The organism is Streptomyces sp. GQ60 (assembly GCF_059758875.1).
The window spans coordinates 178,165-201,492 of record NZ_JCAXEG010000007.1; the positions used below are offsets into that span (position 1 = coordinate 178,165).

The window sequence follows — 23,328 nt, forward strand, 5'->3', positions numbered from 1 at the left end:
CCGCAATCAGCCGGCGACGCCCGCCAGTTCCTCCACCTCGTCGTGGCGGATCCGCTCGCCCGGGATCCCGATCCTCTTCAGCGCGTCCACCCCACTGCGGATCATCGCGGCAGGCCCCGAGACGAACGCGTCGTACGAGCTCCAGGGCCCGTGCGTGCCGACGGCCTGCGGCAGTTGTCCGGCCAGGCCCTCGTCGCAGACCACCGGGCGCACCGACAGCCAGGGGTGCGAGCGCTGCAGCCCCAGCAGGGTGTCCTTGTCGTACAGGTCGTCGTCGCTGCGCGCCCCGAAGAACACCTCCACCGGGCGCCGCTCTCCGTGCTCGGCGACGTCCTCGATCAGGGCCTTGATCGGGGCGATGCCCGTGCCTCCGCCCAGGCACAGCATTCCGTTGTCGGTGCTGTGGTCCACCACCATCGATCCCGCCGGGGGCCCGAGCCGCAGCACGTCTCCGGGCCGGGCGTGCCGGACGAGCGCGTTGGAGACCCATCCCGCCGGAACGGCCTTGACGTGGAAGGACAGCAGCCCGTCCGCGCGCGGCGCCGAGGCGAAGGAGTAGTGCCGCCAGATCCGCGGCCACCACGGAGTCTCCAGGCTCGTGTACTGGCCTGCCAGGAAGGGGTAGGGCTGGTCGGGGCGGACGGTGAGCACCGCGATGTCGGAGGTGCGCAGATCGTGGGAGACCACCTCCGCGTGCCACCACGGCGGCGCCTTGGGCTCGTCCTCGGCCGCCGCGTCGATCATGATCTGGGAGATCGCGGTGTACGCACGCACCCAGGCGGCCTCGGTCTCGGGTCCCCAGGTGGCCTCGGCGTACTTGGCCAGCGCCCCGATCAGGGCCTCTCCCACCGGCGGATAGTGCTCGGGCCGGGTCCCGTACTTGCGGTGTCCCGAGCCCAGCCGGCGCAGGTAGGCGGTGAGCACCTCGGGGTTGTCGATGTGCTCGGCGGCCGTCAGCAGCGCCTTCAGCAGCCGGTCGCGCTGCACGTCCATCGCGGCGGGGAACAGCCCCCGCAGATCCGGGTAGCCCGTGAAGACGACGGCGTAGAAGTAGGAGGTCACCCTGTCGGCGACGGGTGCGATCTCCTCGAGGGTCCGGCGGATGAGCACGGCATCGGGGGAGGGCTCGGGAGAGGGCTCGGGCGCCCCGTCCCCGGACGGTATCCGGGATGACCCCCGTCTTGCCGATCTGGTGGGCGGAGCGTCCATGCGGTGCCTCGCTTCGAACATCTCGGTAGGTCTGCACACGCCACGGCCTTCGAATCCGTGGTTCCGGGTTTCACAGCGTGCCAGTCCGCCCCAGAGCTTGCGGGGAAATGCGGGAATTCCGCGTTTCGAACCCACTTTCCCCTTAAGATGCCTCAACTCCCGTGCGTGCCACCCCTGTCAGCTGGTATGCCTCGCGCAAGTCCCGGCCCTCATAGACGTGCGTCGCCCGCTCCACCAGGTAGGGCCGGGCGTTCACCGCGACCGAGAGCGGGACCGCCTCGAAGAGCGCCACGTCGGTACTGGAGTCCCCGTACGCGACACAGTCGGCCCGGGTCACGCCGAACCGTGCGCACAGCCGGTCGGCGACCGTCACCTTTCCCTGCGGGGTCAGGATCCCGGCCACCTCCACCGGCCGGGTGAAGGGCACTTCCGGGAAGACCGAGCCGTGCGCGGCGTGCGCGCCCCACTCCAGCAGGAGCTCCACGAAGAACGACGGCGACAGCGAGATCACCGCGCAGTAGTCCCCGCGCCCCCGGATCTCCTGCCAGACCTCCCTGATCCCCGACAGCCACGGAGCCCCGTCGAACGCCGCCCGGACGTGTGCCGGGGTCAGGTCCGTCCAGAGCTTCTGCACCGCCAGAGCGAACTGGTGCGGCTGGAGCTCCCGCGCGGCGAAGGACCGCTCCAGGTCTGCGATCTCGTCGGACAGCCCGAGCTGCCGGGAGATCTCGACCGGTGACGCCGAGCCGTACATCAGCGTCCCGTCGAGGTCGAACAGGTGGAGGAGGGTCATAACCGTCGAGGCTAGTACGTTCGTTTCACGTGAAACAGTGGATGCCGCCCACCGGACCTCGTGTCGATGTTTCACGTGAAACATGCACCCCAAATCCCCTGGACCGGGTCACCATCGATGAACCAGTCTGGGGCCGTGACACCACCACACCTCATCTCCCTCCCGATCCGCGCACTGACCGTGGACGACCTCCGCCACTGCGCCGATCTCTCCGAAGACCGCGGCTGGCCCCGCGAGGACCACAAGTGGGGGCTGCTGCTCGCCGCCGGACACGGCTACGGCATCGACGCCCCCGACGGACAGGGGCTCGCCACGGCCTGCGTGGTCACCCGGTACGGACCACCGCTGGCCGACCCCGAACTCGCCGCCATCGGCATGGTCCTCGTCGCCGAGCGCTACGCCCGCCAGGGTCTGGGCCGGCACCTGATGACCTACGTCTGCGACGAGGTCCTCAAGGGCATTCCAATCACCCTGCACTCCACCCCGTACGGGCGCCCCCTCTACGAGGAGCTCGGATTCGAGGCCACCGGGCGCGCCGAGATGCTCCGGGGCTCCTTCAGCCCGGAAGCCGCCGGGCCCGCGCAGGACACCGTCCGCGTCCGGCCCGCCGGTGCCGAGGACATCGCGCGGATCCTCCTGCTGGACGCCGAGGTCTTCGGCGCCGACCGGACCCACATGGTCACCCGGCTGCCCGCCTTCACCGACAGGCTGCTCATCGCCGAGGACCCCTCCGGCGAGCTGATCGGATACGGAGCCATCTGGCCGAACATGGAGACCCATGTCATCGGTCCCCTGGTGGCCCGGGACACCAGCGCGGCCCGGGCACTGGTCACCGCCCTCGCGGCGGCCACCGACCGCCCCCTGCGCACGGATGTCGACGTACGCCACGAGGAACTTCTCGGCTGGCTCAAGGACCGCGGTCTCGGCTCCGTGGCCTTCAACACCGTCATGACCCGGGACATCCCCGGCCTGCCAGGTGACTGGACCCGCCGGTGGGCCCCGCTCACCGTGGCGGCCGGCTGAGCAAGGAGCATCAGACCATGACCGACAGCGACTCCGGCCTGCTCATCCGTCCCGCCACCGAGCAGGACCTGCCCACGATCGTCGCGATGCTCGCGGACGATCCGCTCGGCGCCACCCGGGAGTCCCCGGACGATCTCACCCCCTACGCGGCAGCCCTCAAGCGGCTGACGGACGACCCCCACCAGCACATCGTCGTCGCCGTCCGCGCGGGCCGCGTCGTCGGCACCCTCCAGCTGACGATCGTCCCCGGGCTCTCGCGCAAGGGAAGCACCCGTTCGATCATCGAGGGCGTCCGGGTCCACGCCGACGAACGCGGCAGCGGGCTGGGCACCCGGTTCATCGAGTGGGCGATCGAACGGTCCCGTGCCGAGAACTGCCAACTCGTCCAGCTCACCTCGGACGTGACCCGCGTCGATGCCCACCGCTTCTACGAGCGGCTCGGCTTCACCGCCTCGCACGTCGGGTTCAAACTCCAGCTCTGATCCGCCGGCCGTGGGCCGGGCCGCTGTCGGTGGCCCGGCCTACGATCGGGAGGATGAGCAGCCTTCCCCTCATCAGCACCACGGAGCGCCGCCGGCGCCTCGGCCGCAGGCACCGCCTGGCCCCGTCGGCACACGCCGCCACCGTGTCCGAGGTCGCGGACTGCGTCGTCGCCCTGCACGCCACCGATGCCGCGACCGTCTTCCTCTCCGCCCGCGCCAGGCTGAGCGAAAGCGCGCCCGCCGCGATCGAGCAGGCCCTGTACGAGGACGTGACCCTCGTCCGGCTGCTCAGCATGCGCAACACCCTCTTCGCCGTCTCCGCCGAACTCGCCCCGTACGTCGATGCCTCCACCGCCCGCGGCATCGCCGTGAAGGAGCGCCGCACCTTCCTCAAGCACCTCCTCGAGGACGGTCAGGGGCTCGACGCGGACTGGCTGGCCCAGGTGGAGCGCGCCGTGCTGGACGCGCTCGACGCCCACGGCCCCTCCACCGGCAGCCAGCTCTCCACGGCCGTCCCCGCCCTGCGCCGGAAGTTCGTCTACGGCCGGGGCAAGAAGTACGAGACCGAGACCGGTGTCGCCACCCGTGTCATCCGGCTGCTGGCTGCCGACGGACGGATCCGCCGGGACCGGCCCCGGGGATCGTGGACCTCCAGCCAGTACCGCTGGGCCCACACCGAGCCCTGGCCCACCGTGCCCGCGGCCGAGGCCCGCGCCGAGATCGCCCGCCGGTGGCTCCACTCCTACGGTCCGGCCACCGAGACCGACCTCAAGTGGTGGACGGGCTGGACCCTCACCGAGGTCCGCAAGGCCCTCGCGGCCGTCGGCCCCGACGAGGTCCGGCTCGAGGACGGCGCCATCGCGCTCGTCTGCCCCGGGGACACCGGGCCCGGACCCGAGCAGGAGCCCTGGGCAGCCCTGCTTCCGGCCCTCGATCCGAGCTCGATGGGCTGGGCGGACCGGGGCTTCCATCTCGACCCCGCCCACCGGCCACCCCTCTTCGACCGCTCCGGCAACATCGGCCCCACCGTGTGGTGGAACGGGGAGATCGTCGGCGGTTGGGCACAGCGCGGCGACGGCAAGATCGTCCACCGGCTGCTGGGCGACCCCGGCAGCGATGCCGAGAAGGCCATCTCCGCCGAGGCCGTCCGGCTCGCCTCCTGGCTGGGGGAGGCCCGGGTCACCCCGCGCTTCCGCACCCCGCTCGAGCGTGAACTCGCAGCGGGGTGACGCCAGTGCGCTAGCCGATGCCCCGCCAGCCCTGCGGGTCGACCCCGCCGGGCACCGGGGACTTCGGGTCGTAGGGCTCCCGGGTGAACACGAACGAGGCCAGGTCGAGGTGGCTCACCGATCCGTCCGGGCGCCGTACGGCCCGCAGCGACTCGCCCGCGTAGTAGCCGCCCAGTCCGGTCCAGCTTCCGTCCGGCTCCGGCCGGAAGCGGGCGGCCCGCCCGGTCGCGCCCACCGGGCCCAGCTCCAGGAACCCGTCGTAGGTCAGCCGTACGGCCTGGGCCGAGGTGCCCCAGTACCAAGGGCCGCACAGCTCCAGCGCGACGGGATCGGCCTCCGGCAGCGGCCGCCACGGCTCGGGGATCCGCGGCTCCGCCTCCGCGACAATGCCCACCAGGTCGGCCGCCAGCACCGAAACCGCCGGCCCTGAAGTGCAGTTGGCCAGTACCACCGCGGCCACGTCGTCCGCCTCGCTCAGCCACAGCCCGGCGAGGAAGCCCGGAAGCGAGCCGCTGTGGCCCGCGAGCCTGCGCCCGCCGCTCAGCGTCAGCTGCACCCCGAGCCCGTATCCGAGGTCGGCGATGCCCGGCTCCGGGGGAGTGGCCGAGGTCCGCATCTCCCGGACGGACTCGGCGCTCAGCACGCGCGCGTCGCCCCGTACGAGGAAGGCGGCGAACTTCGCCAGGTTGCCGGTGGTGGACCAGAGCTGGCCGGCCGGAGCCATGAGCCCGAGGTCCTCCAGCGGTTCCGGCATCATCACGTCCGCCCACGGGTGCACCGCCCAGCCGCCGGCGTGCGGGGCGACCGGCTGCGCCGTGGTGCGCCCCAGTCCCAGCGGCTCCAGCACCTCGGCGCGGAGCACGTCCTCCCACGGCCTTGCGCGGACGGCCTCGACGAGCGAACCGAGCAGTGTGTAGCCGGGGTTGGAGTAGTGGTGGCGGCGTCCGGGCTCGAAGCGGAAGGGGCGCTCGCCCAGGACGTCCGCGAGTTCCGGCCGCAGCGTGCCGGCCGTCCGCTCCCACCACTCGCCGGGCGTCTCCGCCGCCAGGCCGGACGTGTGGGACAGCAGTTGTCCCACCGTCACTTCGCCGACTCCCGTACCGGGAAGGAACTTCTCGACCGGGTCGCCCAGTTCCAGCAGGCCCTCGTCCCGCAGCCGCATCACCAGCACGGCGGTGAACGTCTTGGTGATCGACCCGATCCGGTACTGCACGCTTCCGTCGGGACCGTGCCCCTCCACCATGGTCCGGGACCCCTCCCAGACCACCTCTCCGCCCCGCACCACGGCCGCCACCAGGGACGGCGCCCGGCCTTCCCGCTGCGCGACCGCGATCCGGTGGCCGAGCGCCCGCCGGGTCGCGGGCAGGAGGGCAAGATCTTCCAATGCGGCATCCATGGTGCGGATGCTACGTGTTGGCCATGTCCACGAACCGCGAATAATGGCCCTGGAAGGCCACGGTGATGGTGGCCGTCGGACCGTTACGGTGCTTCGCCACGATCAGGTCCGCCTCACCAGCGCGAGGGGACTCCTTCTCGTACGCGTCCTCGCGGTGCAGCAGGATCACCATGTCGGCGTCCTGCTCGATCGAGCCGGACTCTCGCAGGTCGGAGACCATCGGCTTCTTGTCGGTGCGCTGCTCGGGACCACGGTTCAGCTGGGACAGCGCGATCACCGGAACCTCCAGCTCCTTCGCCAGGAGCTTGAGGTTTCGGGACATGTCCGAGACTTCCTGCTGGCGGCTCTCGGGCCGGCGCGAGCCGCCCGACTGCATCAGCTGGAGGTAGTCGATGACGACGAGCGACAGGTCGTTGCGCTGCTTGAGGCGGCGGCACTTCGCCCGGATCTCCATCATCGACAGGTTCGGGGAGTCGTCGATGTACAGCGGGGCGGCGGAGACGTCCGGCATCCGGCGGGCCAGCCGGGTCCAGTCGTCGTCCGTCATCGTGCCGGAGCGCATGTGGTGCAGGGCCACCCGGGCCTCCGCCGAGAGCAGGCGCATCGCGATCTCGTTGCGCCCCATCTCGAGGGAGAAGATGACGCTGGGCAGGTTGGCCTTGATGGAGCAGGCACGGGCGAAGTCCAGCGCGAGGGTGGACTTTCCCATGGCGGGACGGGCCGCGATGACGATCATCTGGCCCGGGTGCAGACCGTTGGTCAGCGAGTCCAGGTCCGTGAAGCCGGTCGGAACACCCGACATCTGACCACTGCGCGAACCGATCGCCTCGATCTCGTCGAGGGCGCCTTCCATGATGTCGCCGAGCGGCAGGTAGTCCTCGGAGGTCCGCTGCTCGGTGACGGCGTAGATCTCGGCCTGGGCGCTGTTGACGATCTCGTCGACGTCCCCGTCGGCGGCGTAACCCATCTGCGTGATCTTCGTACCGGCGGCGACCAGCCGGCGCAGGACCGCCCGCTCGTGGACGATCTCCGCGTAGTACTCGGCGTTCGCCGCCGTGGGGACCGACTGGACGAGGGTGTGCAGGTAGGGGGCTCCGCCGATCTTGCTGATCTCGCCGCGCCGGGTCAGCTCGGCACTGACGGTGATCGGGTCGGCCGGCTCTCCCTTGGCGTACAGGTCGAGGATGGCCTGGTAGATCGTCTCGTGCGACGGACGGTAGAAGTCGTGCCCCTTCAGCACCTCCACCACGTCGGCGATGGCGTCCTTGGACAGCAGCATGCCGCCGAGGACGGACTGCTCGGCGTCGAGGTCTTGGGGCGGGACCCGCTCGAAGCCGCCGCCACCGCCGTCCCAGGAGCCGCCCTCACGGCCTCGGTCGCTCTGTTCGTCCCCGCGGCCACGGCCTTCGCCGTTGCGGCGCGTACGGGCAGGCAGACGGTCACCTGGACCGCTGTCGGCCCAGGGGTCGTCCATGGGCTCGGACATGCTCACCGGGCCGCCTCCTCCCGTCCGCAACGCGGACCTTGCCGTGGCACTCTTTCTACGACACGGCTCTGACATTTGGGGCACCCGAATCGGCTCTCGGCGAGTCGGACAACGAACCACGGTAGGCCCGGGAGCGGCGTCAGCCAATCTTGTTATCCACAGGCTGTGTGGATGAGGTGTGGATGACCGCGCCAATGCTGTGGGTAACTCCCCGGAAGCTGTGCACGGACCGGGGGACGGCGCTGTGGACAAAATCACCTGACCCACCCCCACACCCAATCTGACCTGGGGTTTCTCCCTCCACTGACGGTGAGGGAGAAAATTCTTCGCCACTGTGTCGAGATCGCCTCCAACGAGGTGGGACGAACGCTCGAATCGACCACATCGGTAAGGATCCCAGCACCCTTGCGTCTATTACCTGTGGAAGATTAGATTGAGCGCATGAGACAGGCCCCCACCGCACCGAAGGCTGCCCCGAGACGGCACGACCGCGAGATCCTCGGACTCGCCGTCCCCGCCTTCGGCGCACTCGTCGCCGAACCGCTCTTCGTGATGGCCGACAGCGCCATCGTGGGCCACCTCGGAACACCCCAGCTGGCCGGTCTCGGCATCGCGGCTGCACTGCTCACCACAGCCGTGAGCATCTTCGTCTTCCTCGCCTACGCCACCACCGCTGCCGTAGCCCGACGCGTTGGCGCGGGCGACCTCCCGGCCGCCATCCGGCAGGGCATGGACGGCATCTGGCTCGCCCTGCTCCTCGGCGCGGCCGTCGTCACCGTCGTACTGCCCACGGCGCCCGCCCTGGTCTCCTTCTTCGGGGCCTCCGACACCGTCGCCCCCTACGCGATCACCTACATGCGGATCTCCTCCCTCGGCATCCCCGCGATGCTCGTGGTGCTCGCCGCCACCGGCGTCATCCGCGGTCTCCAGGACACCCGGACCCCGCTCTACGTCGCGATCGGCGGCTTCACCCTCAACGGAGCCCTGAACGTCGCCTTCGTCTACGGGGCCGGATTCGGCATCGCCGGCTCCGCCTGGGGCACGGTGATCGCCCAGTGCGCCATGGCCGCCGCCTACCTGATCGTGGTCGTCCGCGGCGCCCGCCGGCACGGCGCCTCCCTGCGCCCCGACGCCGAGGGCATCCGGGCCTGCGCACAGGCCGGTGCACCCCTTCTGGTCCGCACCCTGTCCCTGCGCGCCGTCCTGCTGATCGCGACCGCCGTGGCCGCACGCCTCGGCGACGCCGATATCGCCGCCCATCAGATCCTGCTCGCCCTGTGGAGCCTGCTCGCCTTCGCACTCGACGCGATCGCGATCGCCGGGCAGGCCATCATCGGCCGCTACCTCGGCGCGGGCGACACCGAGGGCGCCAAGGCCGTCTGCCGCCGCATGGTGCAGTGGGGGATCGTTTCCGGCATCGTCCTGGGCCTCCTCGTGATCGCGGCCCGCCCGGTGTTCATCCCGCTCTTCACGAGCGACCCCGCCGTCGAGGACGCCCTGCTGCCGGCCCTCCTCGTAGTGGCCGTCTCCCAGCCTGTCTCCGGCATCGTCTTCATCCTCGACGGTGTCCTGATGGGCGCGGGCGACGGCCGCTACCTGGCCTGGGCCATGCTCCTGACCCTCGCCGTCTTCACGCCGGCCGCCCTGCTCGTACCGGCCCTGGGCGGCGGGCTGACGGCCCTCTGGTGGGCCATGACCCTGATGATGGTGGTCCGGATGGTCACCCTCCAGCGGCGCGCACGCTCGGGCCGCTGGCTGGTCGCCGGAGCCACGCGGTAACAGCCAGCCGCCCGCGGCAGCCCTGGAGCGATGTTTCACGTGAAACAGGGCCGATGAACGAGTCCGTGTTTCACGTGAAACAACGACGAAGGGCCGCACCCCCACAGGGGTGCGGCCCTTCATGCGCAGCCCTTAGGCGGCGACGACCTCGATGCCCACGGTCGCGGCCACGTCAGCGTGCAGACGCACGGAGACCTGGTACGAACCGAGGGTCTTGATCGGGGAGCCCAGCTCGACGCGGCGCTTGTCGACCTTCGGGCCACCGGACGCCTCGATCGCCGTGGCGATGTCGGAGGGCGTGACGGAACCGAAGAGACGACCGGCGTCACCCGCGCGGGTGGCCAGACGGACCTTGACGTTCTCGAGCTTGGCCTTGAACTCGTTGGCCTGCTCGATGGTCGCGATCTCGTGGATCTTGCGGGCGCGGCGGATCTGCGCCACGTCCTTCTCGCCACCCTTGGTCCAGCGGATCGCGAAACCACGCGGGACCAGGTAGTTGCGAGCGTAACCGTCCTTGACGTCGACGACATCGCCGGCGGTGCCGAGGCCAGAGACCTCGTGGGTCAGGATGATCTTCATTATTCGGTCACCCTTTCCTTATCGCGCGGTGGACGTGTAGGGCAGCAGTGCCATCTCACGGCTGTTCTTGACTGCCGTGGCGACGTCACGCTGGTGCTGCGTGCAGTTGCCGGTAACGCGGCGGGCACGGATCTTGCCACGGTCGGAAATGAACTTCCGCAGCATGTTCGTGTCCTTGTAGTCCACGTACTGGGTCTTGTCCTTGCAGAACGCGCAGACCTTCTTCTTAGGCTTGCGCACAGGCGGCTTCGCCATTGTGTCTCTCCTGTGAAATCAAGAAGTGGGGGTGCGAGCTGCCCTAGAAGGGCGGCTCGTCCGAGTAGCCACCGCCGGAGCCGCCGGAGCTTCCGCCCCAACCGCCGCCGCCGCCCTGCTGCTGGCCGCCGGCCGGCGCACTGGACGCCCAGGGGTCGTCGGAGGGAGCTCCGCCGCCCTGGGGGGCGCCGCCACTGGGGGCTCCGCCCCAGTTGCCACCGCCGCCGCCCTGCTGCTGACCGCCGCCACCGCCGCCGTATCCACCCTGGGCACCGCGACCAGTGGTCTTGGTGACCTTGGACGTGGCGTTCTTCAGGCTGGGGCCGACTTCCTCGACGTCCAGCTCGTAGACCGTGCGCTTGACACCCTCACGGTCCTCGTACGACCGCTGCTTCAGCCGGCCCTGCACGATGACGCGCATGCCCCGTGTGAGGGACTCGGCGACGTTCTCAGCCGCCTGGCGCCAGACCGAGCAGGTCAGGAACAGGCTTTCGCCGTCCTTCCACTCATTGGTCTGCTTGTCGAAGGTGCGGGGAGTGGACGCGACACGGAACTTCGCGACCGCCGCACCCGAGGGGGTGAAGCGCAGCTCGGGGTCGTCGACGAGATTGCCGACGACCGTGATGACGGTCTCGCCTGCCATGGATGAACCTCTCGGCGGGGATTGCTGCTGGGCTGCTGTGCTACTCGGTCCCGATTACCGCTGAACCGAAGTTCAGTGGGTCTCGGGGCGAAGGACCTTGGTCCGGAGAACCGACTCGTTCAGGTTCAGCTGTCGGTCAAGCTCCTTGACGACCGCAGGCTCGGCCTGGAGGTCGATGACCGAGTAGATGCCCTCGGGCTTCTTCTTGATCTCGTAAGCGAGACGACGACGGCCCCAGGTGTCGACCTTCTCGACCTTTCCGTTGCCCTCACGGACGACAGAAAGGAAGTTCTCGATCAGCGGGGAGACAGCGCGCTCCTCGAGATCGGGGTCGAGGATGACCATCACTTCGTAGTGACGCATGTGGAACCCACCTCCTTTGGACTCAGCGGCCACGGTCGTTCCGTGGCAGGAGGGTCGTGATGCGTGCGCACGGCATCTGCAGAGCAGACACCGCGCAGCTGTACAGACTACCTCCTCGACTCCTTCCGGTTGAAATCCGGCACGAGGAGGCCACAATCTGTATGCATCGGGTGTGCTCGGTGCTATGCCCCCGGCCCCTGCCGGAGGAAGCCCGCAGCACCGCTCTGCTGCAGCCAGGAGGTGCCTTCCGATGGCACAGGCAATGCGACGCCAGTCCTCCATCTCGCTCTTCGCGACCGACGGCAAGCCCCATCCCCTCCAGGACACCCTGGTGGCCGTCACCCTGATCCTCGGCGCCGTGGCGTTCGTCACGGCCTTCTTCCACAACCTGCACCTGCTCAGCTCGTGGACCGGGCTGATCGGGATCGTCACCGGCCTCTACGGCCAGTTCATCTCCGCCACGACACGCGAACGCACAGCACTGATCATCGGCCTCGGAGCCGCGGCCATCGGCTTCTTCCTCGGCATGGCGCACGGGGGTCTCTTCGGCGGCTGGCTGGGCTGACCGGGTGGCTCCGCGACGGGGCGCCGGCCTCCCACCGGCCCAGGCCCGGCCTGTCCCCCAGATGGGTGGCGCCCCCGTCGCAGTAGGCTTCGCGCCATAGCCAGCGAAGCCGCCGAGGAGACGCCCCGCATGAGCCTGTCCCTGAGGACCATCAGCCGAGAGCAGCACCTGGGCTACCTCCAGAGCCTGCCCTCGGCTAGCCACTGCCAGGTCCCGGCGTGGGCCGACGTGAAGAACGAGTGGCGTTCCGAGAACCTCGGATGGTTCGACCAGTCCGGCGAACTCGTCGGCGCCGCACTCGTGTTGTACCGACAGCTGCCCAAGGTGAAGCGGTACCTCGCGTACCTCCCCGAGGGCCCCGTCATCAACTGGTACGCCCCCAACCTCGACGAGTGGCTCCAGCCGATGCTGGCGCACCTCAAGCAGCAGGGCGCCTTCACCGTGAAGATGGGCCCGCCCGTCGTCATCCGCCGCTGGAACTCGACCGCCATCAAGGCCGGGATCCAGGACCCGGAGGTCAAGCGCCTGCGCGACGTGGAGGCCTCCGTCATCGAGCCCCGCGCCTTCGAAGTCTCCGACAAGCTGCGCCGGATGGGCTGGCAGCAGGCCGAGGACGGTGGCGCCGGCTTCGGCGACGTACAGCCCCGCTACGTCTTCCAGGTACCGCTGGCCAACCGCTCGCTGGACGACGTCCTCAAGGGCTTCAACCAGCTGTGGCGCCGCAACATCAAGAAGGCCGAGAAGGCCGGCGTCGAGGTCGTCCAGGGCGGTTACGAGGACCTGCCGACCTGGCAGAAGCTCTACGAGGTGACGGCGGAGCGCGACAAGTTCCGCCCGCGCCCGCTCAGCTACTTCCAGCGCCAGTGGACGGCCCTCAACTCCGAGGACCCCAATCGGATGCGGCTGTACATCGCCACCCACGAGGGGGAACCGCTGGCCGCCGCCACGATGCTCACCGTCGGCCAGCACGTCTGGTACTCCTACGGCGCCTCCGCCAACCACAAGCGCGAGGTCCGTCCCTCGAACGCGATGCAGTGGCGCATGCTGCGCGACTCCTACGCGCTCGGCGCAAGCGTCTACGACCTGCGCGGCATCAGTGACACCCTGGACGAGAACGACCACCTGTTCGGGCTGATCCAGTTCAAGGTCGGCACGGGCGGCGAGGCCGTCGAGTACGTCGGCGAGTGGGACTTCCCGCTCAACAAGCTGCTGCACAAGGCACTCGACATCTACATGTCGCGTCGCTGACCCCGCCCCATCCACACACACCGCACCGCTGCACCACGCAGTTTTTCGAGAGAGGCTCCGGACGGGCATGGCGCTCACGCTCTACGTCGACACCGCGCGCTGGCGTGCGCACCAGAAGCAGATCCAGGACCAGTTCCCCGGGATGATCCCCGTCTGCAAGGGCAACGGCTACGGCTTCGGTCACGAGCGGCTCTGCGAGGAGGCGACCCGGATGGGCGCCGACGTCCTCGCCGTCGGCACCACGTACGAGGCCGCCAGCATCAAGGACTGGTTCGGCGGTGACCTGCTCGTCCTCACCCCGTTCCGGCGCGGTGAGGAGCCGGTCCCGCTGCCGGACCGGGTCATCCGCTCGGTGTCCTCGCTGGACGGGGTGCGCGGCCTCGTCGGCGCCCGTGTGGTCATCGAGTGCATGAGCTCGATGCGCCGGCACGGGATCTCCGAGCAGGACCTCGGCCAGTTGCACTCGGCGATCGAGGACGTCCGGCTGGAGGGCTTCGCCCTGCACCTGCCGCTGGACCGCCCCGACGGCTCGGACGCCGTCGAGGAGGTCATCGGCTGGATGGACCGGCTGCGCGCGGCCCGGCTGCCGCTGCACACGATGTTCGTCAGCCACCTGAAGGCCTCGGAGCTGGTGCGGCTGCAGCAGCAGTTCCCGCAGACGCGCTTCCGGGCCCGCATCGGCACCCGGCTGTGGCTGGGCGACCACGAGGCGACCGAGTACCGCGGTGCGGTGCTCGACGTCACCCGCGTCGCCAAGGGCGACCGGTTCGGCTACCGGCAGCAGAAGGCCGCCTCCGACGGCTGGCTGGTCGTCGTCGCCGGCGGCACCTCCCACGGAGTCGGCCTGGAGGCCCCCAAGGCCCTGCACGGGGTGATGCCGCGCGCCAAGGGCGTCGCCCGCGCCGGACTGGCCACCGTCAACCGGAACCTGTCGCCGTTCGTGTGGGCGGGCAAGCAGCGCTGGTTCGCCGAGCCGCCGCACATGCAGGTGTCCATCCTGTTCGTTCCGTCGGACTCTCCCGAACCGAAGGTCGGCGACGAGCTGGTGGCGCACCTGCGCCACACCACCACGCAGTTCGACCGGGTGCTCGACGCCTGAGTCACTCCCCGGGGCGCGCGCCCCAGTCCACCCGCTGACCCTCCGAAGGCGCCGCGTCGTGCGGCGCCTTCGGTGTCCGCGGGAGCGTGAAGACGTCCGCCGCACCGTCCAGGACGCCGCCGGAGGGGTCGTCCGAGCCGTCGCGCCGCACCACGTCCCGCTCGGGCAGCAGGATGTCGCGCACGACCACCGCGCACAGGTAGAGCGTGCACAGCAGGTGGGCCGCGATCGCCACCTGGTAGCCCTCCAACGGCAGGCCCTGGTGCTTGTCCCCACTGGTCGTGTAGGCGAGGTAGAACCAGATCCCCAGGAAGTAGACGACCTCGCCAGCCTGCCAGATCAGGAAGTCCCGCCAGCGCGGCCGGGCCAGCGCGGCGAGCGGGATGAGCCAGAGCACGTACTGGGGCGAATAGACCTTGTTGACCAGGATGAAGGCGGCCACCAGTAGGAAGGCCAGTTGCGCGAAGCGGGGGCGGCGGGGCGCGGTGAGCGTGAGCAGTGCGACGCCCGCGCACAGCAGCAGCGTCAAGCCCGTCGCGTAGGTGTTGGCGCCTTCGAGGGGGTTCCCGGAACGCTGGGAGATCAGCAGCCACACGGATCCGAAGTCGATGGGCCGCTCCTGGCTGAAGGTGTAGAACTTCTGCCAGCCCTCCCAGGCGAAGAGCATGACCGGCAGGTTCACCACGAGCCAGGCGACCAGGGCGCCGCCGACCGCCCCGCCGAACGCCCGCCACTTCCCGGCCCGCCAGCAGAGCACGAACACGGCTCCGAGGAGCAGGACGGGATAGAGCTTGGCCGCGGTGGCCAGGCCGATCAGGACGCCGAAGGACCGGGCCCGGCCCCGCGACCACATGAGCATCGCGGCGGCGGTCAGGGCGATGGCCAGCAGGTCCCAGTTGATGGTCGCGGTGAGCGCGAAGGCGGGCGCGAGGGCGAAGAGCAGCGCGTCCCACGGCCGGCGGCGGTGGGTGCGGGCCACGCACACGGCGATCACGGCGGCGCAGACCATCAGCATGCCCGCGTTGACCATCCAGTACATCTGCTCCCGGTGCTGCATGGAGCCGCTGCCGGGGGTCATCCAGGAGGCGACCTCCATGAAGAGCCCGGTGAGCACCGGGTACTCCAGGAACTGCATGTCGCCGGGGATCCGGTCGAAGTACGGGATGAGGCCGTCGGCGAAGCCGCGTACGACGTAGAGGTGCGGGATGTCCGAGTAGCAGGCGTGGGTGTACTGGGAGCCGGCCCCGCGGAACCACGCCCAGTCGTAGCAGGGCAGCTTCTGCACCATGCCCAGCGCGAACATCCCCAGGGCGACGAGCACGACGACCCGTACCGGGGTCAGCCAGTGGCCGCCCAGCCGGGCGTAGCGGCCCACCGGGCCGCCGATGAACTCGCTTCCCGCGGCGGCCACCTCGTCCTGCTGGGTGGGCAGTACGGGGCTGTCCTCGTGCACCTTCGTCATGCGCACATCCTGCCGTACGACGCCGAACATGCGAGAGGGCCGCCGCACCGGGTGCGACGGCCCTCTCCGGCCGGGTCGTGGGGCGTCCGGTCAGCCGCCCATGGAGCCCCCTATCGGGAAGTCTCCGCCACCGCCGCTCGGCCTGTCACGCGACTTGCTGGGCGAGGGGGAGGGGGACCGGGACGAACTGGGGCTGGGGTCCGGGTCGCAGATCGCCCACGGCTTGCAGGTCGGCTTGCTGGAGCTGCGCGACGGGCTCGGGCTGGGGGACGGAGTCGGGGAAGGCGAGTTGGACGGAGACGGGGAGGGGGAGGGGGCCATCGAGGGGGAGGGCGAGGGGGCGCCGGAGGCGTCCGCGACGACACCGAGCTCGTCGGGCTCGGGGAAGTCCGACTTCGGGACGCCGTCCAGCGCCGCCTTCATGTACTTGGTCCAGATCTCGGCCGGGATGTCACCACCGTGGAGGGAGGGGATGCCCGCCACGCCCCTCATCGAGATCAGTTCCTTCTTCTCCGCGCTCGGGTCCGAGCGGAACAGGGTCACGGAGGTGGACAGCTCGGGGGTGTAGCCGACGAACCAGGCCGACATGTTCTTGTCGGTGGTACCGGTCTTGCCCGCGGCGGGCCGGCCGAGCTTCTTGGCCTTCGTGCCGGTTCCGCTCTCGACGACGTTGCGCAGGACCTTGGTGATGTTGTCGGCGATGGAGTTGTCCATGGCCCGCTCCGCCTTGGGCGCCTCGAAGCCGGGGACGTCCTTGCCGTCCTTCTTGACGCTCCGCACCGAGTACGGGTCGTGGTGGGTCCCGGAGGCGGCGAAGGTGGCGTACGAGTTGGCCATCCGGATGGCGCTGGGGGTCGAGGTGCCCAGGGCGAAGGAGGCGTTGTCGTTCGGGTCGAAGGACTCCGGCAGGATGCCGGTCGCCTCCGCGACCGCCTTCACCTTGCTGTGGCCGACGTCGAAGACGAGCTGGGCGAAGGGGACGTTGATGGACTTCTCCATCGCCTCGTCCAGGGTCACGTAGCCGTAGGCGGCCGGGTTCTCGTTCTTCTGCCGGAACGGCTTGCCGGAGCCGTCGCGCAGCGGCTGGCCCGCACGGTTGTTGATCACCGTGAGGTCGTTCGCCTGGTACTTGCTCTCGGCCGAGATCCCCTCGCCCTTCGAGTTCTGGGTGCCGTACTGCATGGCCGCCGCCAGCACGAACGGCTTCCAGGTCGAGCCGACCTGGACGCCCGAGGTGTTGGCATTGTTGTTGAAGTGCTTCTTGTCGATGCCCGGACCGCCGTACAGGGCGACGAGGGCGCCGGTCTTCACGTCGACCGAGGCAGCACCGAACTGCACGAACGTGTCCGTGTCGGGCCGCTTCTTCTCGTCGATCAGCCCGTCGCGGGTCCCCTCGACGGCCTTGACCATCGCGTCCACCTTCGTCTTGTCGAAGGTGGTGTAGATCCGGTAGCCGCCCTTGGCCAGGTCCTCGACCTTGATGCCGTTGGTCTTCAGCATGTAGAGCTTGGCCGTCTCGACCAGGTAGCCGATCTGACCGGACATGCCGGCGGCCTGGGCGGATTCGATCAGCGTGGGGAAGGTCCTGAACTTGTCCCGCTCGGACTGCTCCATGCGGCCCACCTTGACCTCGCGGTCCAGGACCCAGGCCCAGCGCTCCTCGGCCCGCTTCTTGTTCGCCTCGGGCGTCGCCGCGGAGCCGATGCCGCCGTCGGGGTTGTAGAGGTTCGGGCCCTTGAGCACGGCGGCGAGGAAGGCGCTCTCGGAGGGGTTCAGCTCCTCGCTGTCCTTGCCGAAGTAGGCGCGCGCGGCCGCCTGGATCCCGTAGGCGTCACGGCCGTAGTAGGCGGTGTTCAGGTAGCCGGCGAGGATCGTGTTCTTCTCCTCGCTCACACCCAGCTTTATCGAGATGAAGAGCTCGGTGACCTTTCGCTTGAGCGTCTGATCCGATTCCAGGTACTGGTTCTTCACGAACTGCTGGGTGATCGTCGAGCCGCCCTGGGTGGATCCGCCCTTGGCCATGTTCCACACAGCGCGGGCGATGCCCATCGGGTCGACACCCTTGTCCGACTCGAAGGACTCGTTCTCCGCCGCGATCACGGCGTTCTGCATGGACCGGGGGATCTTCCCGATGGGGACGATCTGGCGGTTGACGGATCCGCCGGTCGCGACCATCTGGGTGTCGTCCGACCAGTAGAAGACGTTGTTCTGCGCCTCGGCCGTCTTGTTCACGTCGGGCTTGTTCACCATGGCGATGCCGATGCCGGCACCTGCCGTGATGATCGCGAAGAAGCCCAGGAACGTGCCGCCGACGAGCTTCCAGGACGGGACGAAGCGCTTCCAGCCGGCCTTTTCGCCCCGCGGGTAGTTGATGAACCGCTTGGGCCGGCCGGCACCCCGGCCCCGGCCCGCCGAGCCGCGGCCGGCGGATCTCCGGGCGTCCGATCGGCTGCCGTGACCCGGCTGCTGGGAATACGGCCCGCTGGGTGACGCGGTGGGGACGTCACGCTCGGAACCGGCGCCCCTGACGGGGCGCTGCTGGGCAGCCTTGCGGGCGGCGGCGCGGCCGCCGCCCTGGGGCTGTTGCGGTTTGCGGCGGTGCTCGCTCATCGAACGACTACTCCTCGGGCAGGCGAGTGGCCTGGAAGCGGCAGGTGAGTTCCGGTCCCCCCGGTGTCATGGCGCACAGACTACGCACGCCCAAAAGCCAATCACTGCCGAAGTTCACCCCAAATCAGGCAACTTGCCCCGCGCAAATCGGTGATGTGACGCCGGTCACCGTGTCGCGACTTGTAGCGGACGGCCACCCGTTCTATCGTCTGGATGTATCGAGCCGATACATCAGCTCGACATAAAGACTCCGAGGCGGAGGAAGGGCAGGCGGATGAGCAGGCGCTCAGGCATCCTCGAGTTCGCTGTTCTCGGCCTGCTCCGCGAATCCCCCATGCACGGTTACGAGCTGCGCAAGCGGCTCAACACCTCACTGGGAGTGTTCAGGGCGTTCAGCTACGGGACGCTCTACCCCTGCCTCAAGACGCTCGTCACCAACGGATGGCTGATCGAAGAGCCGGGCAACGCCCCGGAGGACGCTCTCGCCGCTTCACTCGCAGGGCGCCGCGCCAAGATCGTCTACCGGTTGACGGCAGCAGGTAAGGAGCACTTCGAGGAGCTCCTCTCCCACACGGGCCCTGAGGCCTGGGAGGACGAGTCCTTCGCCGCCCGCTTCGCTTTCTTCGGTCAAACCGAACGAGAAGTGCGCATGCGGGTGCTTGAGGGCCGTCGCAGCCGCCTTGAGGAGCGCCTGGAGAAGATGGGCGCCTCGCTCGCCCGCACACGCGAGCGGCTCGACGACTACACGCTCGAGCTGCAACGCCACGGCATGGAATCCGTGGAGCGCGAAGTGCGCTGGCTGAACGAGCTCATCGAGAGTGAGCGGGCGGGACGGGATCAGAGACGACCCGGTCCGCCCGACGAAACGACTAAGTGAGGCCTGCATCTCGCAGGCCTCGTCCGAGAACAAACAGGGAGCAACCGGAATGGGTTCGGTTCGCGTAGCCATCGTCGGCGTAGGCAACTGCGCCGCCTCGCTGGTGCAGGGCGTCGAGTACTACAAGGACGCCGACCCGGCGGCCAAGGTCCCCGGTCTGATGCACGTCCAGTTCGGCGACTACCACGTGAGCGACATCGAGTTCGTCGCCGCGTTCGACGTCGACGCGAAGAAGGTCGGCCTCGACCTTTCGGACGCCATCGGCGCCAGCGAGAACAACACCATCAAGATCTGCGACGTCCCGAGCGCGGGTGTGACCGTTCAGCGCGGCCACACCCTGGACGGTCTCGGTAAGTACTACCGCGAGACCATCGAGGAGTCGGCCGAGACCCCGGTCGACATCGTCCAGACCCTTCTGGACCGCCAGGTCGACGTCCTGATCTGCTACCTGCCGGTCGGTTCCGAGGCTGCGGCGAAGTTCTACGCCCAGTGCGCCATCGACGCCAAGGTCGCCTTCGTCAACGCCCTCCCGGTCTTCATCGCCGGCACCAAGGAGTGGGCCGACAAGTTCACCGAGGCCGGTGTCCCGATCGTCGGCGACGACATCAAGTCGCAGGTCGGCGCTACCATCACGCACCGCGTGATGGCGAAGCTGTTCGAGGACCGCGGTGTCCGTCTTGAGCGCACCATGCAGCTCAACGTCGGCGGCAACATGGACTTCAAGAACATGCTGGAGCGCGACCGCCTCGAGTCGAAGAAGATCTCCAAGACTCAGGCCGTCACCTCGCAGATCCCCGACCGCGAGCTCGGCGAGAAGAACGTCCACATCGGCCCGTCCGACTACGTGGCGTGGCTCGACGACCGCAAGTGGGCCTACGTCCGTCTCGAAGGCCGCGCCTTCGGTGACGTCCCGCTGAACCTCGAGTACAAGCTCGAGGTGTGGGACTCCCCGAACTCCGCCGGTGTCATCATCGACGCCCTGCGCGCCGCGAAGATCGCCAAGGACCGCGGCATCGGTGGCCCGATCCTGTCGGCTTCGAGCTACTTCATGAAGTCCCCGCCGGTGCAGTACTTCGACGACGAGGCCTACGCGAACGTCGAGAAGTTCATCAAGGGCGAGGTCGAGCGCTAGTCGAACCCCGGCGTCCGTACGGACACCTGGACTTCGGCAGTTCTTCCGCGGAGGGTCCCCGGGCAATGTGCCCGGGGACCCTCCGCGTGTGTGACCCTTTCCCTCATGGCTGTCGTGCGTGATCTGCGCGTACTCCTGCGTCTACGGGACTTCCGCAACCTGCTCGCCGTACGGCTGCTCTCCCAGGCCGCCGACGGGGTCTACCAGGTCGCACTGGCCGCCTACGTCGTCTTCTCCCCGGAGAAGCAGGCCTCTCCCGCTGCCATCGCTTCGGCCATGGCGGTACTCCTGCTGCCCTATTCGGTGATCGGCCCCTTCGCGGGCGTCCTGCTGGACCGCTGGCGCCGCCGCCAGGTGTTCCTCTACGGCAACCTGCTGCGGGCCCTCCTCGCCTGCGTCACCGGCATGCTGATCGTCGCGCACGTCCCCGACTGGGTCTTCTACGTCTCGGCCCTGTCCGTGACCGCGGTCAACCGCTTCGTCCTGGCCGGGCTCGCCGCCGCCCTTCCACGGGTCGTCGCGCCCGGCCAACTGGCCACCGCCAACGCCCTCTCACCCACGGCGGGAACGCTCGCCGCCGTCGCCGGCGGGGGCCTGGCCTTCCTCGTCCGCGTACTGGCCGACGACTCCGACGCCCTGGTCGTGCTCCTCGGAGCCGGCCTCTACCTGTGCGCGGCCCTGGTCTCGCTGCGCCTGGCGCTGGACCTCCTCGGGCCCGACCACCCTCCCGGCCGGATCAACCCGACGGTCGGCCAGGGGGTCGCCCTCACCGTGCGGGGCCTGGCCGAAGGCCTGCGGCACCTGGCCTCCCGGCGCGAGGCCGCCCGGGCGCTCACCGCCATGACCGTCATGCGGTTCTGCTACGGGGCCCTGTTCGTCACCCTGCTCATGCTCTGCCGCTACGCCTGGTCGGACAACGAGGCCGACGGGCTGACCCTGCTGGGCGTCACGGTCGGCGTCTCCGGGGCCGGGTTCTTCGCGGCCGCCGTCATCACTCCCTGGCTGGTGGGCCGGCTGGGCGCCCTCGGCTCCATCACCCTCTGCGCCGCGGGCGCCGCGGTGCTCGTGCCGGCGCTCGGCCTCTTCTTCGCGCCCGGACCGATGCTGGCCGCCGCCTTCGTGCTGGGCTTGGCCACCCAGGGCGCGAAGATCTCCACCGACACCGTCGTGCAGTCCCAGGTGGACGACGCGTTCCGCGGCCGCGTCTTCTCCGTCTACGACGTGCTCTTCAACGCCGCCTTCGTCGGCGCCGCCGGAGTGGCCGCTCTCGTGCTCCCCCTCGACGGGCACTCCGTCCCCTTGATCCTCGGGGTGGCGATGCTCTACGCGGGGACCGCGGCACTCCTCATGCGTCAGGGCGATGTTTCACGTGAAACATCGCCCTGACCGTCGTACGACCGGCTCTCCGCCCCGATGTTTCACGTGAAACATCGTCCCGCTCAGTCCCTCAGGCCTGTGCGGCCCACCACTCCTTCAGGGCGGCGACCGCCGCGTCGTGCTCCATGGGACCGTTCTCGAGCCGCACTTCCAGCAGGAACGCGTAGGCCTTGCCGATCACCGGACCGGGGCTCACGTCGAGCACCCGCATGATCTCGTTGCCGTCGAGGTCGGGCCGGATCGCGTCCAGCTCCTCCCTCTCCTGCAACTGGGCGATGCGCTCCTCCAGCCCGTCGTAGGTGCGGGAGAGCGCGTTCGCCTTGCGCTTGTTGCGCGTGGTGCAGTCGGAACGGGTCAGCTTGTGCAGGCGGTCCAGCAGCGGACCGGCGTCACGGACATAGCGCCGCACGGCCGAGTCGGTCCACTCCCCGTCCCCGTAGCCGTGGAAGCGCAGGTGCAGCTCCACCAGCCGGGACACGTCCTTGACCATGTCGTTGGAGTACTTGAGCGCGGTCATGCGCTTCTTGGTCATCTTCGCGCCCACCATCTCGTGGTGGTGGAAGGAGACCCGTCCGTCGCTCTCGAACCGGCGGGTCCGGGGCTTGCCGATGTCGTGCAGCAGGGCCGCGAGCCGCAGCACCAGGTCCGGGCCGTCCTGCTCCAGTGCGATCGCCTGCTCCAGCACGATCAGCGAGTGGTCGTAGACGTCCTTGTGCCGGTGGTGCTCATCGCTCTCCAGACGCAGCGCCGGCAGCTCGGGCAGCACGTGCTCGGCCAGCCCCGTGTCCACGAGGAGGCCCAGTCCCTTGCGCGGGTGCGCGGAGAGCAGGAGCTTGTTCAGCTCGCCCTGGATCCGCTCGGCCGAGACGATCTCGATGCGGCCGGACATCTCCGTCATCGCCGCCACCACGTCCGGGGCGACCTCGAAGTCGAGCTGCGCCGCGAACCGCGCCGCCCGCAGCATCCGGAGCGGGTCGTCGGAGAAGGAGTCCTCGGCAGCGCCCGGGGTCCGCAGCACGCCCGCCCGGAGGTCCTCCAGGCCACCGTACGGGTCCACGAACTCCTTCTCGGGGAGCGCGACGGCCATCGCGTTCACCGTGAAGTCCCGGCGGACGAGGTCTTCCTCGATGGAGTCGCCGTAGGCGACCTCGGGCTTGCGCGAGGTCCGGTCGTAGGACTCCGAGCGGTACGTGGTCACCTCGATCTGGAAGCTTCGGTCAGCGTCTCCGACGCGGGCGCCCTTCTGCGCACCGACCGTTCCGAAGGCGATGCCGACGTCCCAGACCGAGTCGGCCCACGGCCTGACGATCTTGAGCACGTCCTCGGGACGGGCGTCGGTGGTGAAGTCGAGGTCGTTGCCGAGGCGCCCGAGCAGCGCGTCGCGGACGGACCCGCCGACCAGGGCGAGGCGGAAACCCGCCTCCTGGAAACGGCGGCCGAGCTCGTCGGCGACAGGGGCGATCCGCAGCAGTTCACTCACTGCGCGAGCCTGCCCGTGATTCAGGACACTGGGGTTGTCTTCGTTGGCGTTCGGCACAACAGAAAAGGGTACGTGCCCGGCCCGCCGGGAGCTCCCGTGTTTTGCGGCCACCCCGGCCCACGGCCGCCTCGGGGCGGACCCGATCATGTGGAGCAAGGCGCGGCACTCGCGCACAGCGGGCCTCGTTACCATGCGTGGACGCACAAACGACGACCACTGACACTTCGAGGGACGGGCGAGC

Annotated in this window: 21 protein-coding genes; 10 read left to right on the forward strand and 11 right to left on the reverse strand. The window is 69.4% G+C overall.

Going from position 1 to position 23,328, the window contains the following annotated elements:
- Positions 1 to 6: 6 nt before the first annotated feature.
- Together AC6CKD_RS19600 and AC6CKD_RS19605 are read right to left on the reverse strand one after the other, a co-directional pair.
- Complete coding sequence (locus tag AC6CKD_RS19600) at positions 7 to 1,293, reverse strand: globin domain-containing protein (protein ID WP_498328942.1); 1,287 nt, start codon at positions 1,291 to 1,293, stop codon at positions 7 to 9.
- A gap of 58 nt (positions 1,294 to 1,351) precedes the next feature.
- A complete protein-coding gene (locus tag AC6CKD_RS19605; RefSeq protein WP_498328737.1) occupies positions 1,352 to 2,002 on the reverse strand; it encodes an HAD family hydrolase in 651 nt (216 codons plus the stop codon).
- Between the two features lie 135 nt (positions 2,003 to 2,137).
- Between AC6CKD_RS19605 and AC6CKD_RS19610 the strand changes: the two genes are divergently transcribed.
- The 3 genes from AC6CKD_RS19610 to AC6CKD_RS19620 are packed head-to-tail and all read left to right on the forward strand — an operon-like array spanning position 2,138 to position 4,736.
- Positions 2,138 to 3,025, forward strand: coding sequence for a GNAT family N-acetyltransferase (locus tag AC6CKD_RS19610; protein ID WP_498328738.1), 888 nt, complete (start codon positions 2,138 to 2,140; stop codon positions 3,023 to 3,025).
- A gap of 17 nt (positions 3,026 to 3,042) precedes the next feature.
- Positions 3,043 to 3,507, forward strand: a complete 465-nt coding sequence (locus tag AC6CKD_RS19615) for a GNAT family N-acetyltransferase (RefSeq protein ID WP_498328739.1) — start codon at positions 3,043 to 3,045, stop codon at positions 3,505 to 3,507.
- 53 nt (positions 3,508 to 3,560) lie between these two features.
- Positions 3,561 to 4,736 carry a winged helix DNA-binding domain-containing protein gene (locus AC6CKD_RS19620; protein ID WP_498328740.1) on the forward strand — a complete coding sequence of 392 codons (1,176 nt, stop codon included), beginning with the start codon at positions 3,561 to 3,563 and terminating at the stop codon, positions 4,734 to 4,736.
- A gap of 10 nt (positions 4,737 to 4,746) precedes the next feature.
- On the opposite strand, the gene AC6CKD_RS19625 is transcribed toward AC6CKD_RS19620, so the two are convergent.
- Both AC6CKD_RS19625 and dnaB read right to left on the reverse strand, forming a co-directional pair.
- Positions 4,747 to 6,132 (reverse strand): serine hydrolase domain-containing protein, encoded by a 1,386-nt coding sequence (locus AC6CKD_RS19625; RefSeq protein ID WP_498328741.1) that lies wholly within the window; start codon positions 6,130 to 6,132, stop codon positions 4,747 to 4,749.
- A 10-nt stretch (positions 6,133 to 6,142) separates the two neighbouring features.
- Positions 6,143 to 7,606 carry a replicative DNA helicase gene (dnaB, locus tag AC6CKD_RS19630; RefSeq protein ID WP_489411601.1) on the reverse strand — a complete coding sequence of 488 codons (1,464 nt, stop codon included), beginning with the start codon at positions 7,604 to 7,606 and terminating at the stop codon, positions 6,143 to 6,145.
- A 453-nt stretch (positions 7,607 to 8,059) separates the two neighbouring features.
- On the opposite strand from dnaB, the gene AC6CKD_RS19635 reads away from it, so the two are divergent.
- Positions 8,060 to 9,397 (forward strand): MATE family efflux transporter, encoded by a 1,338-nt coding sequence (locus AC6CKD_RS19635; protein WP_498328742.1) that lies wholly within the window; start codon positions 8,060 to 8,062, stop codon positions 9,395 to 9,397.
- 132 nt (positions 9,398 to 9,529) lie between these two features.
- On the opposite strand, the gene rplI is transcribed toward AC6CKD_RS19635, so the two are convergent.
- The 4 genes from rplI to rpsF all read right to left on the reverse strand — a co-directional run bounded on the left by rplI (position 9,530) and on the right by rpsF (position 11,237).
- Positions 9,530 to 9,976 (reverse strand): 50S ribosomal protein L9, encoded by a 447-nt coding sequence (rplI, locus tag AC6CKD_RS19640; RefSeq protein ID WP_243331152.1) that lies wholly within the window; start codon positions 9,974 to 9,976, stop codon positions 9,530 to 9,532.
- Positions 9,977 to 9,994: 18 nt separating this feature from the next.
- The gene (gene rpsR / locus AC6CKD_RS19645; protein ID WP_003967857.1) at positions 9,995 to 10,231 is read right to left on the reverse strand and encodes a 30S ribosomal protein S18; all 237 of its coding nucleotides are present in this window, start codon (positions 10,229 to 10,231) and stop codon (positions 9,995 to 9,997) included.
- A 43-nt stretch (positions 10,232 to 10,274) separates the two neighbouring features.
- Positions 10,275 to 10,874 (reverse strand): single-stranded DNA-binding protein, encoded by a 600-nt coding sequence (locus AC6CKD_RS19650; protein ID WP_498328743.1) that lies wholly within the window; start codon positions 10,872 to 10,874, stop codon positions 10,275 to 10,277.
- A 72-nt stretch (positions 10,875 to 10,946) separates the two neighbouring features.
- Positions 10,947 to 11,237, reverse strand: a complete 291-nt coding sequence (gene rpsF / locus AC6CKD_RS19655) for a 30S ribosomal protein S6 (protein ID WP_015034882.1) — start codon at positions 11,235 to 11,237, stop codon at positions 10,947 to 10,949.
- Positions 11,238 to 11,487: 250 nt separating this feature from the next.
- On the opposite strand from rpsF, the gene AC6CKD_RS19660 reads away from it, so the two are divergent.
- The 3 genes from AC6CKD_RS19660 (at position 11,488) to AC6CKD_RS19670 (ending at position 14,149) form a co-directional block, all read left to right on the forward strand.
- Positions 11,488 to 11,802, forward strand: a complete 315-nt coding sequence (locus AC6CKD_RS19660) for a hypothetical protein (RefSeq protein WP_498328744.1) — start codon at positions 11,488 to 11,490, stop codon at positions 11,800 to 11,802.
- Between the two features lie 129 nt (positions 11,803 to 11,931).
- On the forward strand, positions 11,932 to 13,050 hold the full coding sequence (locus tag AC6CKD_RS19665; protein ID WP_267754523.1) for a lipid II:glycine glycyltransferase FemX: 1,119 nt from the start codon (positions 11,932 to 11,934) through the stop codon (positions 13,048 to 13,050).
- A gap of 67 nt (positions 13,051 to 13,117) precedes the next feature.
- The gene (locus AC6CKD_RS19670) at positions 13,118 to 14,149 is read left to right on the forward strand and encodes an alanine racemase (RefSeq protein WP_478685172.1); all 1,032 of its coding nucleotides are present in this window, start codon (positions 13,118 to 13,120) and stop codon (positions 14,147 to 14,149) included.
- Between the two features lies 1 nt (position 14,150).
- Here the strand turns inward: AC6CKD_RS19670 and AC6CKD_RS19675 are convergent, their stop codons facing one another.
- Both AC6CKD_RS19675 and AC6CKD_RS19680 read right to left on the reverse strand, forming a co-directional pair.
- On the reverse strand, positions 14,151 to 15,611 hold the full coding sequence (locus tag AC6CKD_RS19675) for a glycosyltransferase family 87 protein (RefSeq protein WP_498328745.1): 1,461 nt from the start codon (positions 15,609 to 15,611) through the stop codon (positions 14,151 to 14,153).
- Between the two features lie 90 nt (positions 15,612 to 15,701).
- On the reverse strand, positions 15,702 to 18,221 hold the full coding sequence (locus AC6CKD_RS19680; protein WP_498328746.1) for a transglycosylase domain-containing protein: 2,520 nt from the start codon (positions 18,219 to 18,221) through the stop codon (positions 15,702 to 15,704).
- A 274-nt stretch (positions 18,222 to 18,495) separates the two neighbouring features.
- On the opposite strand from AC6CKD_RS19680, the gene AC6CKD_RS19685 reads away from it, so the two are divergent.
- The 3 genes from AC6CKD_RS19685 (at position 18,496) to AC6CKD_RS19695 (ending at position 21,616) form a co-directional block, all read left to right on the forward strand.
- The gene (locus tag AC6CKD_RS19685; protein WP_498328747.1) at positions 18,496 to 19,098 is read left to right on the forward strand and encodes a PadR family transcriptional regulator; all 603 of its coding nucleotides are present in this window, start codon (positions 18,496 to 18,498) and stop codon (positions 19,096 to 19,098) included.
- A gap of 49 nt (positions 19,099 to 19,147) precedes the next feature.
- Positions 19,148 to 20,230 carry an inositol-3-phosphate synthase gene (locus AC6CKD_RS19690; protein ID WP_250738618.1) on the forward strand — a complete coding sequence of 361 codons (1,083 nt, stop codon included), beginning with the start codon at positions 19,148 to 19,150 and terminating at the stop codon, positions 20,228 to 20,230.
- Between the two features lie 105 nt (positions 20,231 to 20,335).
- Positions 20,336 to 21,616, forward strand: coding sequence for an MFS transporter (locus tag AC6CKD_RS19695; protein WP_498328748.1), 1,281 nt, complete (start codon positions 20,336 to 20,338; stop codon positions 21,614 to 21,616).
- 61 nt (positions 21,617 to 21,677) lie between these two features.
- Here AC6CKD_RS19695 and AC6CKD_RS19700 read toward each other — a convergent pair whose 3' ends face one another.
- Positions 21,678 to 23,144 carry a CCA tRNA nucleotidyltransferase gene (locus AC6CKD_RS19700; RefSeq protein ID WP_498328749.1) on the reverse strand — a complete coding sequence of 489 codons (1,467 nt, stop codon included), beginning with the start codon at positions 23,142 to 23,144 and terminating at the stop codon, positions 21,678 to 21,680.
- Positions 23,145 to 23,328 lie beyond the last annotated feature (184 nt).